The sequence below is a fragment of the Telluria sp. LT2P34 genome (assembly GCF_059685915.1).
Genome location: NZ_JCASIN010000003.1, coordinates 402,825 through 414,933, shown reverse-complemented (window position 1 = coordinate 414,933; position 12,109 = coordinate 402,825). Strand labels below are relative to the sequence as shown.

General features: G+C 64.7%; 12 protein-coding genes. 4 read left to right on the top strand and 8 right to left on the bottom strand.

Translation table 11 applies throughout. From position 1 onward, the window contains the following. Positions 1 to 15: 15 nt before the first annotated feature. Positions 16 to 567 (bottom strand): hypothetical protein, encoded by a 552-nt coding sequence (locus AC56KZ_RS12465; protein WP_497162481.1) that lies wholly within the window; start codon positions 565 to 567, stop codon positions 16 to 18. Between the two features lie 161 nt (positions 568 to 728). Here AC56KZ_RS12465 and AC56KZ_RS12460 point away from each other — a divergent pair, with 161 nt between their 5' ends. Continuing rightward, positions 729 to 2,060 (top strand): cation:proton antiporter, encoded by a 1,332-nt coding sequence (locus AC56KZ_RS12460; RefSeq protein WP_497162480.1) that lies wholly within the window; start codon positions 729 to 731, stop codon positions 2,058 to 2,060. Between the two features lie 16 nt (positions 2,061 to 2,076). Here the strand turns inward: AC56KZ_RS12460 and AC56KZ_RS12455 are convergent, their stop codons facing one another. Continuing rightward, entirely contained in the window at positions 2,077 to 2,304 is a 228-nt protein-coding gene (locus AC56KZ_RS12455) for a hypothetical protein (protein WP_497162479.1), read from the bottom strand. A gap of 111 nt (positions 2,305 to 2,415) precedes the next feature. On the opposite strand from AC56KZ_RS12455, the gene AC56KZ_RS12450 reads away from it, so the two are divergent. Beyond that, on the top strand, positions 2,416 to 3,333 hold the full coding sequence (locus AC56KZ_RS12450; RefSeq protein ID WP_497162478.1) for a LysR family transcriptional regulator: 918 nt from the start codon (positions 2,416 to 2,418) through the stop codon (positions 3,331 to 3,333). Positions 3,334 to 3,400: 67 nt separating this feature from the next. Then, positions 3,401 to 4,885, top strand: coding sequence for a right-handed parallel beta-helix repeat-containing protein (locus tag AC56KZ_RS12445; protein ID WP_497162477.1), 1,485 nt, complete (start codon positions 3,401 to 3,403; stop codon positions 4,883 to 4,885). Here the strand turns inward: AC56KZ_RS12445 and AC56KZ_RS12440 are convergent. From AC56KZ_RS12440 to AC56KZ_RS12420, 5 genes are all read right to left on the bottom strand, one after another. Continuing rightward, the gene (locus AC56KZ_RS12440; RefSeq protein ID WP_497162476.1) at positions 4,825 to 7,038 is read right to left on the bottom strand and encodes an OsmC domain/YcaO domain-containing protein; all 2,214 of its coding nucleotides are present in this window, start codon (positions 7,036 to 7,038) and stop codon (positions 4,825 to 4,827) included. The two genes, AC56KZ_RS12445 and AC56KZ_RS12440, sit on opposite strands and share 61 nt — an antisense overlap. A 132-nt stretch (positions 7,039 to 7,170) precedes the next feature. After that, positions 7,171 to 8,196: a hypothetical protein gene (locus tag AC56KZ_RS12435; RefSeq protein WP_497162475.1), complete on the bottom strand. Its 1,026-nt coding sequence runs from the start codon at positions 8,194 to 8,196 to the stop codon at positions 7,171 to 7,173. Positions 8,197 to 8,202: 6 nt separating this feature from the next. Further along, positions 8,203 to 8,643, bottom strand: a complete 441-nt coding sequence (locus tag AC56KZ_RS12430) for a PGDYG domain-containing protein (protein WP_497162474.1) — start codon at positions 8,641 to 8,643, stop codon at positions 8,203 to 8,205. Positions 8,644 to 8,704: 61 nt separating this feature from the next. Continuing rightward, entirely contained in the window at positions 8,705 to 9,391 is a 687-nt protein-coding gene (locus AC56KZ_RS12425) for a toll/interleukin-1 receptor domain-containing protein (RefSeq protein WP_497162473.1), read from the bottom strand. Positions 9,392 to 9,402: 11 nt separating this feature from the next. Then, entirely contained in the window at positions 9,403 to 10,272 is an 870-nt protein-coding gene (locus tag AC56KZ_RS12420; RefSeq protein ID WP_497162472.1) for a Tll0287-like domain-containing protein, read from the bottom strand. 246 nt (positions 10,273 to 10,518) lie between these two features. On the opposite strand from AC56KZ_RS12420, the gene AC56KZ_RS12415 reads away from it, so the two are divergent. Further along, a complete protein-coding gene (locus AC56KZ_RS12415) occupies positions 10,519 to 10,857 on the top strand; it encodes an EthD family reductase (RefSeq protein ID WP_497162471.1) in 339 nt (112 codons plus the stop codon). On the opposite strand, the gene AC56KZ_RS12410 is transcribed toward AC56KZ_RS12415, so the two are convergent. Continuing rightward, a complete protein-coding gene (locus tag AC56KZ_RS12410) occupies positions 10,829 to 11,929 on the bottom strand; it encodes an MBL fold metallo-hydrolase (RefSeq protein WP_497162470.1) in 1,101 nt (366 codons plus the stop codon). The two genes, AC56KZ_RS12415 and AC56KZ_RS12410, sit on opposite strands and share 29 nt — an antisense overlap. Between the last annotated feature and the right edge of the window lie 180 nt (positions 11,930 to 12,109).

Below are 12,109 nucleotides of genomic sequence, written 5' to 3'. Positions count from 1 at the left end.
CCGGCGCGCAGCCGCTCAGGCTGCCGCGTCCAGGAAGAAGATGGCGTAGGCCCTGGCCGGCGTTTCCACGGTCGGCTTCTCGACCTGCAGCTGGGCGCAGTCTTCGGCGACCAGGCTGCGCCAGTTGCGCATGCCGGCGTTCGAAAACAGCGGATTGGCCTTGGCCGCCAGGCTGATGTCGAGCGCCAGGCGGGCGTCGCGCGGGCCCGCCTTGTCATAGCTGACGCCGCGCAGCTCGATGCCGAAGGCAGCCAGCCAGGCTTCCCACTGACCGGATTCGACGCCCTGGACGATGCGCCCCAACATGTCGTCTAAGGACACGCCCTTCTTGACGACGCCGCGCAAGAAGGCGAGCGATGGCGCCTCGCGTGCGTCGGTGCTTTGCTTGCCCGCGCCGCGCTCGGCGATCGCCTTCAGTTCTTTCGAGAAGGTAGCGTCGCGCTCGGTGTAATCGCGCACGCGGTCGTAGAACCCGCTGTCGACGAAAGGATTGTCCGGACGCCCTGCCGGGTTTTTTACGGCTTCGCCCGCTGGTTTGTCCGCTGGAGGCTGTTTTTTATTCGTCATGGCTGTTGCTAGGTAATGGTAAGGGGGCAGTTTAACATCGCCGGCTGCGACAGCGCGTCTCCAGGCACTGGCCGCAGCTTAAAAGCCTGCATCCGGCCGCTTGGTGCTCCATTGCACAGACGACGCCCTGCTGCCCGGCGAGACTGCTGCCAGCGACAGGCATGGACCGGGGCGAGTGGCGCCCCGGCAGCGCGTCGGAAAGGGAACAGTTGCAGAATTTTCAGTGGTTCATGCTCATCGGCGTGCTGATGGTCGCGCGCGGCCTGTGGGGCCCGACGATTGCCCGCCTTCCCTTTACCTCCGCCACCATCTACCTCGCGATCGGCCTGGTGCTCGGCCCGCTCTTCCTGAACCTGTTCAGCTTCGATCCGCTGCGCGAAGCGCCGGTGATCGAGGTGGTCGCCGAGGTCGCGGTACTGATTTCCCTGTTCTCGGCCGGGATCAAGATGCCCGTGCCATTCACCTGGCCGCGCTGGCTGCCCGCGATCCGGCTGGCCTGGCTGGCGATGACGCTCTCGGTGGTCCTGATCTCCGCTTTCGCCGTGCTGGTGATGGACATGCCACTGGGCGCGGCCATCCTGCTGGGCGGGATCCTGGCCCCGACCGACCCGGTGCTGGCCACCGACGTCCAGGTGCGCCACGCCGGCGACAACGATCCGCTGCGCTTCACCCTCACCTGCGAAGCGGGCCTGAACGACGGCAGCGCCTTCCCCTTCGTCATGCTCGGCCTCGGCCTGCTCGGCCTGCATGAACTGGGCGACGGCGGTTCGCGCTGGCTGCTGGTCGACGTGGTCTGGGCGACGGCAGGCGGGGTCGGCATCGGCGTGGCCTGCGGCGCGGCGCTGGCCTACCTCAGCGCCGCCCTGCGCAAGCGCATCGAAAAACACGAGGTGCTCGACGACCTGCTTGGCCTGGGACTGATCGGCGTGGCCTACGGCGCCGCCGTGTCGCTGCACACCTACGGCTTCCTGGCGGTGTTCGCCGCCGGCGTCGCCTTGCGCCAGACCGAACTGCGCCTGATCCACGCCAGGAAAAATCACGAAGGCCTGCTCGAACCCGAAATCGACGAAGCGCAGTCGCCGGCCGTCGTGCCCGCGGAGCCGACCGTCAGCGGCGGCGCGCTGGTGTTCAAGGAACACCTCGAGCGCCTGTCCGAGCTAACCCTGGTCTTGCTGCTGGGCGGCGCCGCCAGCTGGGCCATGGCCGACTGGCGGCCCTGGGTGCTGGCGCTGTTCGTGTTCTTCGTGGCGCGCCCGGTCAGCGTCCTGGCCAGCATGAAGGGCTCCGGAATGGTGGGGCGCGCCCGCGCCATCACGGCCTGGTTCGGCGTGCGCGGGATCGGTTCGATCTACTACCTGACCTATGCCATCAATCATGGCCTGCCGCCGGCGTTGGGACGCGAGCTGGTCGACGCCACCGTGGTCGTGATCATGCTGTCGATCGTATTGCACGGCACCAGCGTGACGCCGCTGCTCAACCGCTACTGGCGCTGACAGAACTGAGGCGCGCTCAACGCTTGTATTGATCGAGCTGGACCGACAGCGTCGTCTTGTAGTTCTTCAGCAGGTCGACGGCCTCGGACTTTACTTCGGCGCGTGAGGTGTCGCTCGGCGCGTTCAACACGGGCAGGTTCAGCTTGTCCGCGCCGGCGCTTGCCTCGGGCAATTCAGCGGCGATGGCGGTCGCGCTGGCGGACAACAGCATCAGGGTGGCGATAGCGAGCTTTTTGGCGTTCATGAGTTTCTCCTGGGAAGTGACAAAGAACACAGTCTAGGCCTTGCGCAGGATGCAATAAAGAGACAAACGGGCAATGTATAATTGCGCAATCCGCAATAATGAAAGACGAAGATGGACCGGCTGGTATCGATGCGCGTATTTGCGAAAGTGGTGGACGCCGGCAGCTTCGCGGCCGCCGCGGCCGCTCTCGGGATGTCGGCCGCCGTCGTCACGCGCAATGTCGCCGATCTGGAGTCGCATCTGGGAACGCGTCTGCTCAACCGCACGACGCGGCGCCTGTCGCTCACCGAGACCGGCCAGCAATACCTCGACCGGGTGCGCCAGATCCTGCTCGACATCGACGACGCCGACGCCGCCGCAGCGTCCAGCTCTTCCCGGCCGGGCGGCACCCTGCGCATTTACTGCCACCCGACCTTCGGCAAATCGCAACTGGCGCAGCTGCTGCCGCGCTTTGCGCTGACGGTGCCCGAGGTCGTGCTCGACCTTACCCTGGCCGACGACGACGTCGACCTGGTCGAACGCGGTTTCGACGTCGGCATTTTCATCGGCCTGCAAAAATTTGACGCCAGCATGATCGTGCGCCGCCTTGCAACGGCGAACGTGCTGCTGACGGCGTCGCCCGCCTACCTGGCGCGGCGCGGGGCGCCCGTCCGGCCGCTCGATATCACGGGGCACGACTGCCTGAACTTCGCTTTCGAGCAGCTGCGCCACAGCTGGCCGGTGGCCTGGGAGGACAAGGTGGTCGATGTGCCGGTGACCAGCCGCATGATCTCGAACAGCGGCGACGTGCTGCGTGCGGCGGCCCTGGCCGGCATGGGCATCATGCCGCGCACCTCGTTCACGCTCGAAGACGACCTGGCAAGCGGCCGCCTGGTGCAGCTGCTGCAAGGCCACCACGTGGGCCAGTTGGCGGTGATGATGGTCTACCCGAGCCGTCGCCAGCTGTCGGCCAAGGTGCGCAGCTTCGTCGAGTTCATGAACCGGGAATTCCCGCGCCCGGACAGCGACCCCTGGCTGCCGGGCCCTTGACGCCCCATAAACCTGCGCCATTGAAGCGGGCTAAGCTGGTAACGTCCCCCATAGACAGGTCAATACCATGCCCACTTTCTACATCGACCCCAGCGCCGCCGGTCCCGGCGACGGCAGCTTGGCCAAGCCCTTCGCGTCCTGGACGGAGGTCGTCTGGGCTCCAGGCAACACCTACCTGCAAAAACGCGGTACGACCTACGCGGGCGTGCTGCGGCTGACGGCCAGCGGCACCCGGCTTGCCCGCATCACCCTCGGCGCCTGGTACCGCAGCGATGGCTCCGACGACCCGTCGCAGCCGCGGCCCGTCATCCTGCTGCCAGGCAGCCCGGTATCGCCCCAGGACGGCGGATCGATCGCGGTGGCCGGCCAGGAACGCGACTTCGTTACCTACCGCAACCTCGACATCCGCAATCCCGCCCTGCCGGAGGCAAGCGATGTCGCCATCATTTGGCTGGGCAACGGCTGCGCTTTCGAAAACATCGCGCTCACCTCGAATTGCGCCGGCGTGTATATCTATCAAAAGACTGGCGTAGCCGTCTCCGGCTGCAGCCTCGACGTCATCGGCTGCGGCCCGCAACACGCGAACCACGGCATCCTGGTGGCTGGCAACACCGGCGTCGACGACATCACCCTGATTGGCAATACGGTGCTTCACCGCGGCGGCGGCGCCCCCGGCTCGCATGGCATCCGCTGCGAAACCTATGGCGGCGGCGCCAACCTGACAAACCTGCGCATCCGGGGCAACCGGGTGTCGCCGCCGCCGGGCCAGATGGTCAGCAGCAATCGCGCGGCGATCGGCATTTATCTTGTCAACGGCGTCGCGGCGCGCCTCGAGCGCAACACCGTCAGCGGCATGCTGAGCGGGATCTTCATCGGCAGCGGCGAGCGCCAGCGCGTGATCAACAACGACTGCAGCGTCAACATGCATTTCGGCATCCACGTTACCGGATTCGCGCGTTCCTTCCTAATCGAAGGCAACACCTGCAACCGCAATGGCGGCCTCGACAGCCCCAATTTCTGGGGACGCGGCATCGAGCTGTCCTCGGCCGCCGGGCCAGAAGCGTGCGCCGACCATACGATCCGCTTCAATACCTGCAGGTTCAACCTCAACTACGGCGGCCCGCTCGACAATGGCACCGAAGGCGTCGGCATTGGACTCGACGATGGCGTGGTGCGATGCACCGTGGCCTGGAACCATATCGCCAACAACGAGGGCAACGGCATCCAGCTGTTCGGCGGCGGCACGCCCGGTAACCCGCCCGACACCGGTGGCCATACCATCGCCGGCAACCTGCTGGACTCGAATTGCACGTATTCCGTGCTGAACCGGCGCAGCGGCGGCAGCACGCCGAGCCGCTTCCAGTACCACATCCAGCTCGCCTACATCTACGGCAGCCCGACCCGGATCACGAACAACGTCTTCGCGGGACCGACGCGGGGCGGCGTGTATCTCGACAGCACCTCGTCGAATGTGGTGGTGGCGAACAACGTTTACTGGGGTACGCCCGCGCCGGTTGCCGCATCGGCCCGCGCCTTGTGCAGCTTTTTATAACTGTCGATCAGGCGGTGGTGGCGCTCCAGGCCTTCGAGCCCCATGCTGGTGGGCGTGAGGCCGAAGAAGCGCACGCTGCCGTCCACCGAGCCGATTGCCGCGTCCATCCGCGTGTCGCCGAACATGCGGCGGAAATTGGTCTCGTAATCGGCCAGGTCCAGCTCGTCGTCGAGCTCCACTTCCAGCACCACATTCAGGGCCTGATAAAACAGCCGGCGCTCGACGCTGTTGTCGTTGTACTGGAGGAAGGCGCCGACCAGCTCGTGCGCTTCCTCGAACTGTTTTAACGCCAGGTTGATCAACAGCCGCAGTTCGAGCACGGTCAGCTGGCCCCAGTCGGTGTTCTCGTCGAATTCGATGCCAATCAGGGTCGCAATGTCGGAATACTCGTCCAGCTCATTGTTTTCCAGGCGTTCCAGCAGCGCCGCCAGGCTGGCCTCATCCAGGCGGTGCAGGTTCAGGATATCAGCGCGGAACAACAGCGCTTTATTCGTGTTGTCCCAGATCAGGTCTTCGACCGGATAGATTTCCGAATACCCCGGCACCAGGATGCGGCAGGCAACGGCGCCCAGCTGGTCGTAGGTCGCCATGTATACTTCCTTGCCCATCTCGTCGAGAATGGCGAGCAGGGTCGCGGCTTCCTCGGCATTCGCGTTGTCGCCCTGGCTCGAGAAATCCCATTCGACGAAGTCGGCATCGGCCTTGGCGCTGAAAAAGCGCCAGGAAACCACGCCGCTCGAATCGATGAAGTGCTCGACGAAGTTATATGGCTCCGTCACCGCCTGGCTGGCGAAGGTCGGCTGCGGCAAATCGTTGAGGCCCTCGAAACTGCGGCCCTGCAGCAATTCGGTCAGGCTGCGTTCGAGCGCGACCTCGAAACTCGGGTGTGCGCCGAACGAGGCAAACACGCCGCCCGTGCGCGGGTTCATCAGCGTGACGCACATGACCGGGTAGGTGCCGCCGAGCGACGCGTCTTTCACGAGTACCGGAAAGCCCTGCTCTTCCAGGGCCTGGATGCCGGCCAGGATGCCCGGGTATTTCGCCAGCACCGCTTGCGGCACATCGGGCAGCGCCATTTCGCCTTCCAGGATTTCGCGCTTGACCGCCCGCTCGAAAATCTCGGACAGGCATTGCACCTGCGCTTCGGCCAACGTATTGCCGGCACTCATGCCGTTACTGGCGTACAGGTTTTCGATCAGGCTGACCGGGAAATACACGGTTTCGCCATTCGACACCCGCACATACGGCAGCGCGACGATACCGCGCTCGCTATTGCCGGAATTGGTGTCGACCAGGTGAGATGCGCGGAGCTCGCTATCCGGATCGTAAATGCCCAGGCAATATGCGTCGAGCAGATCCTTGGGGAGCGCATCCTTGCGGCCGGGCTTGAACCAGCGCTCCTGCGGATAATGCACGAAGGCGGCGTTGGCGATGTCTTCGCCCCAGTAGGCGCCGGCATAGAAATGGTTGCAGTTCAGGCGTTCGATGTATTCGCCCAGGGCCGAGGCCAGGGCGCTTTCCTTGGTCGACCCTTTGCCGTTGGTGAAACACATCGGCGAATGGGCGTCGCGAATATGCAGCGACCAGACATTCGGCACGATATTGCGCCACGACGCGATCTCGATCTTGATGCCCCAGCGCGCCAGCATGCCCGACATGTTCGCGATCGTCTGCTCCAGCGGCAGGTCCTTGCCCGGAATGTAGGTACGCGACTCGGCGTCAGGCTGAAGGGTCAACAGCGCCTGGGCGTCGGCATCGAGATTGGCAACCTCCTCGATGACGAACTCCGGGCCCTCCTGCACCACTTTCTTGACGGTGCAGCGCTCGATCGAGCGCAGGATGCCCTGGCGGTCTTTGTCCGAAATATCGGCCGGCAGCTCGACCTGGATCTTGAAAACCTGCTTGTAGCGATTTTCCGGGTCGACGATATTATTCTGCGACAGGCGGATATTTTCAGTCGGAATATTCCGGGTATTGCAGTACAACTTGACGAAATAAGCCGCGCACAAAGCCGACGAAGCCAGGAAATAATCGAAGGGGCCCGGCGCCGAGCCATCACCCTTGTAGCGGATGGGCTGGTCGGCGATCACCGTGAAGTCGTCGAATTTGGCCTCGACACGCAGTTTGTCGAGGAAGTTGACTTTAATTTCCATGAAGGGATTCCAAATAGCTACTCAAGAATAAACTGCAAAATATAAAGCCCTGTCGAGACAGGGCTTTGGGGCGATCTTATCACAGCGTAGCGTCCCTCATCGACGCCAGCGAGCGCAGGATATCATCGCCCCTCAGCCCAGCGGCAGGTGGTGCGGACGCACCAGCATGTGCCAGTCGCGGTGCTCGCCCAGGATCAGGCTCACGCCCGCCTCGATGGCCGCGCGTACCGCGGCGTCGTCGCCGTCGGCCTGGGCGGCCACGATCGCCGCCCGCGTTTGCCCCAGCTCGGCCGAGAGCCGGCGTGCGGTCGCGGCCAGGCGGTAAGATTCGGTCTGCGCCAGCGCGCCGTGCAGCGATGCCGCGAGCGAGGGGAAGAAGATGGTCACGAAGGAAAGCCACATCGAATGCACGACCAGGTGCGCCAGCGCCCCCGCCAGCGTCAGCACGAACAGACAGGCGTTGATCTTGTGAATGCGGTGCATCAGCGCCTCGCTGCGCAGCGCCAGGCGGTCGTGGTAAGCGCGCTGCCCGTCGAACTGGGCCAGCGCCCAGGCCACATACTGCTCGACGAAGGCCGGGTTCGACCATGCATCGTGCAAGGCGCCTACAGTGCCTTCATGGAGCGTGCACAGCGCATTGATCGCGGCGCTGTCGGGAACGTGGTTGCCGGCCAGCCGCGCGTACCAGCTGGGCGCCTTGCCCACCCCGCCCACCCCGCGCGCCACGGCCAGCGGCGCTACCAGCGGCAGGTACCAGGCAAGTTCCGCCTCGGTGCGGCTTTTCAGCCATTGTCCCTGCCAGTCCTGGCGGTGGCCGCGCCGGTACACCAAACCGAGCACCGTGATCAGGACGACTTCGAGCACGACCCAGAACGGCGCCCACGCATGCATCGCGTGGCGCCCGTTGTCCCAGCCGAGCGCCAGCGGCATCACCGCGCACAGCACCGCCATCGCGCTCAACAGATACAGCCCCCAGAACGCGCTGCGATAGCGGTTGCCCGAGGCGACGGCGCGCTCGTTGCTGGCGGCGTAGGCCGGTGCGATCGCACTCACCAGGGCGGCGATCGCCGGTGGCGCGGCGACGCTCGCGGACGCCGCCGGCGCCGGAAAACGCACGCCGACGAGCAGCAGTGCCTGGATACGCTGATGAAATGCCATAAATCCCTAGTCGAGCAGGTGGTAGGTCGCGGCGAAGATATCGGCGCCGACGATGCCGAGGTGGCCGTCGCCATAATCGAGGAGCCAGTCGCCCGGCTGGCCGGACAGGCGCGAGACCCCGTCGGCCAGGACCACCGCGAACGTTTCCGTCATGCGCAGGGCCAGCGACGGATGCGGCACGCTCTCGTACTCGCAAGGTGCGCCGGCCGGCCGGTAGCGCTGCTCGAAGGCGGCGCGCGCGAGCGGCCATTGCTCGCCGGTCTGCGCGGTCAGGACGGCGTCGCCGGGGCCGGCGCGCACCGGCCCCTCGCGCGTCTGGATCGTTTCCGGCAGCGTGGCGAAGCGAACGGTCACGCGCGACGGGTGCTTCTGGACGCGCAGCGCCTTCGGTTCGCCAAGCAGCGCCGGCGAAAAGCCGCCTGCTCCTGGCGAATGAAACTCGCGCACCTAGCTTCCCGCCGGACGCCGCGGCGCCCGCAGCGCGGGTGCGCTTCTCAGGCCGCGGCGCTCATTCATATGTGCCGCGGCAGCGCGCGATGAAGGACTTGCGCTCGGCCGCATCGTCGATCTCCTCGGCCAGCCTGGCCACCAGGTCCGCCGTACCGGCAGCGGCCGGCGCCATGCGCCGCACCAGCACCTTCGCGATCGGACCGATCAGCTGCGCCAGGTTGGCCTCGATCTGTTCGAGCACGGCAGCGTCGATGGCTGGAGCGGCAAGCGTGGCGGCGAGCGCCTGCCTGGCGGGGGACGCGGGGAACGCCGCTGCCGGCGCCGCTTCGCGCGCCGTTCCCGGCCGCTCGAGCAGCACCGTCAGGCAGTCGCGCAGCTGGACCAGGTAGAAATCGAGCTTGCCTTCGATCGCGTCGAGCCAGTGCTGGGTACTGATGAAATATTCGAGGCTCTTCGACAGCGGCACGTCCTCGATGCGCAAGGGAAGGATGTGCAGGCCCTTGTTCACGGCCCGTTCGACTTCGCGCCGCACCTGCGGCGAGCTGTTCGAATTCGACGAGAACACCAGTACCAGTACGCGTGCGGTATCGAGGGCGTTGATGATCGCTTCGGCCCAGTCTTCGCTGGGCCGGATGTCGCGCGGCGCCACCCAGCAGCGAATGCCGTTCGCTTCCAGGCTGTGGCAAATCGCGTCGGCAAATACCTTGTCCTGGTGCGAGTGGCTGAGAAAGACGTCGTGTGCCATCCCGTCCCCGCTCAGCCCAGCATCGCCATGGCTTTTTCCAGGCTGCGACGCATGCGGTTGAAAGCATTCCCGAGCACCGCGATTTCATCGTTGCCGCGGATGTCGAAGGCTTCGACCTCGGTCTTGCCGGCACTCAGTGCGTCGGCGATGCGGGTGATCCTGCGCATCGGACGCAGGATGAAGCGATAGATCACCAGGTTGACGACCAGCAGGATGCCGATGAAGGTCGCCACCATTCCGGTCATGATCAGCTTGAAAGCGCGGTCGGCCTGGGCCATCGGCACTGCCAGCGGCACCGACACGATCTGGCTGCCGACTGTCTCGCCAAGCTTCCAGCCAAAGCCGTTCGCGTCGCCATACAGGGCCCGCATCGACGCCGGCGCGGCCGATGGCACGCTATGGCAGGCCAGGCACTGCGCATCCTTGATCCGGATCGGCCGCGCCAGGAACAGCGACTGCCCCGACGGCGTCGAGCGCTCGCCCACGACTTCCTTCAAGTCCGGATGATCGCGCAGGTTGCGCACGACATCGGCCTCCCACTCCACCACCCTGTCGCGCGGATTGGTCGGGTTGAGCGTGGCTTCCTTGTAGCTGTACTCCTTGAAGGCCGCCTGCATCTTGGAGAAACTCTGGGTCGCAGCATACGAGGGCACCGTCTGCGGCAGGAACTCCTTGTGCAGCCGCGCGTCCAGCAAGGGCTTGATCTCGGCGCTCGTATAACTGCGCGCCGCCAGCGCCGCTTCCATCATCAGGCTGGCGTGACTCATCACCTCACGCTTGGCATTCTCTTGCAACACGTTTTGACTGATCATTCCCGTCACCGTGAGGCCCGCACAAAACACCGCCGCCAGCGACAGGTTGACTTTCAGGAGCAGGTGCATGGGTGCCTTGGAGGATGCGACGGGTAGGAGATTTGCGCATCATAACATTCTGCTATTTGCAGGCTAACAATTATTATGGCTGACTGTTGATCTGCGGTTCCTTCGCGAACACTGGCATCCCATGCAAGGGCTGCGCAACTTTCGCTGCCGAAGCTGCCCATTCGGCCCGAATCGCGCTTGCAAAGCCCGGGACATCGGCGCACGATCAATGCGCATGCTGAGCAAATCACAACGAGGAGAAACCCGATGATCAAGGTGAGCGTGATGTATCCAAACGGGCCGGGAGCCCGGTTCGACGACGCCTATTACCGTGACCGGCACATGCCCATGGTGAAGCAGCTGATGGGCGACTACTGCAAGTACTACACGGTCGACAAAGCCGCTACGGCGGACGGCACTGCGCCCTACATCGCCATGGGCCACCTGTTCTGCGATTCCGTCGATGCCTTCCAGACTGGTTTCGGTCCGCACTCCGCGGAAATCATGGGCGACATTCCCAACTATACCAATCAGACACCCATCATCCAGATCAGCGAAGTGCTGGTCGGCGGGCCTGCTAGCGAAGCCCCTTCCACCACTGCGTGAACGACTGCCCTGGATCGTTCAAATACATCGGCTCGCCGATTCGCGGAGTCAGCAGGCGGTAGCGCTTCCCCTTGCTGGCCTCGACGGCGCGGTCGAAAGGCTCGTCCCAGGCATGACGCGCCAGCGTGAAGCGGCCGGCATGGCCGCTCAGCAAGGCCTGCGCGCCGAGTATCTCAGCCGCACGCGACGCCTCTTCCGGCGTCATGTGAATGTCGGCCCATTTCACGTTGTATTGCCCCGCGTCGAGTGCGACGAAATCGAAACGTTCGAAGCGCTTGCCGATTGCCGCGAAGTGCGGGCCGAAACCGGTATCGCCGCTGAAGTAGAGGCGCCGCCCCGGCGTCTCCAGTGCGTAGCTCGCCCACAGGCTCTGGTTACGCTGCATGAAGCGGCCCGAGTAATGCTGCGACGGCAGTACATGCACTTGCAAGCCTGGTGCGACCTCGACGCTGCTGTTCCAGTTCATCTCGCGGATTTGTGCGGGTGCGTAACCCCAGTGCCGCAAATGGGCGCCGTTGCCAAGGCCGGCGATGACCAAAGCGGTCTTCGGCGCCAGCGCTTTCATGGTTTTATAGTCGAGATGGTCGTAGTGATCGTGGCTGATGAGGACGACGTCGATAGCGGGCAGGTCTTCGACCGTATAGGGGCTGGTGCCGTCGTAAGCGCGGACCATCCAGGGCAGTGGCGCCGCATCGCTGCTGAACACGGGGTCGACCAGCACCCGCTTGCCGCCGATCTGCACGAAGTAAGACGAGTGGCCGAGCCAGACGACGATGTCCTGCTCGCGCGGCAGCGCCGCCAGGTTTGTTTTGACTGAGGGAAGCGCAACCGTCGGCGCCGACCGCTCGCTGCGCGGCTCGAAACGGCCGCGGATCATCCTGACTGCCATGCCGATGCCGCCAGGGCGCGGCGGCGAAGCGACCTCGTTGCGGAATGCACCGTCGCGGTATTGGGGCGCTCCCTGCAACTGCTGCTCTGCCGGCAGTTGCCCGAGCGAGGGAACCACGTAGGCACAGGCGCTGATGGCGAGGGCGCACACCAGGGCCAGGCTGAACAAGAAAAATCGTTTCACTAGCACTCCATGGATGAACAGGCTGTGCGCATGATAAAGCGATTGCGTCGCACGCGCTTGGACGTCGATTCCTGCGCTGCCAGCCATTTCCGACGATTGCACGCGCTCTTACAAATGGTTTCGCTTTAAACGTTTACAGGCTTTCGCGTGCGCGGCCCAGCAAGTAGTCTAATGGGCTCG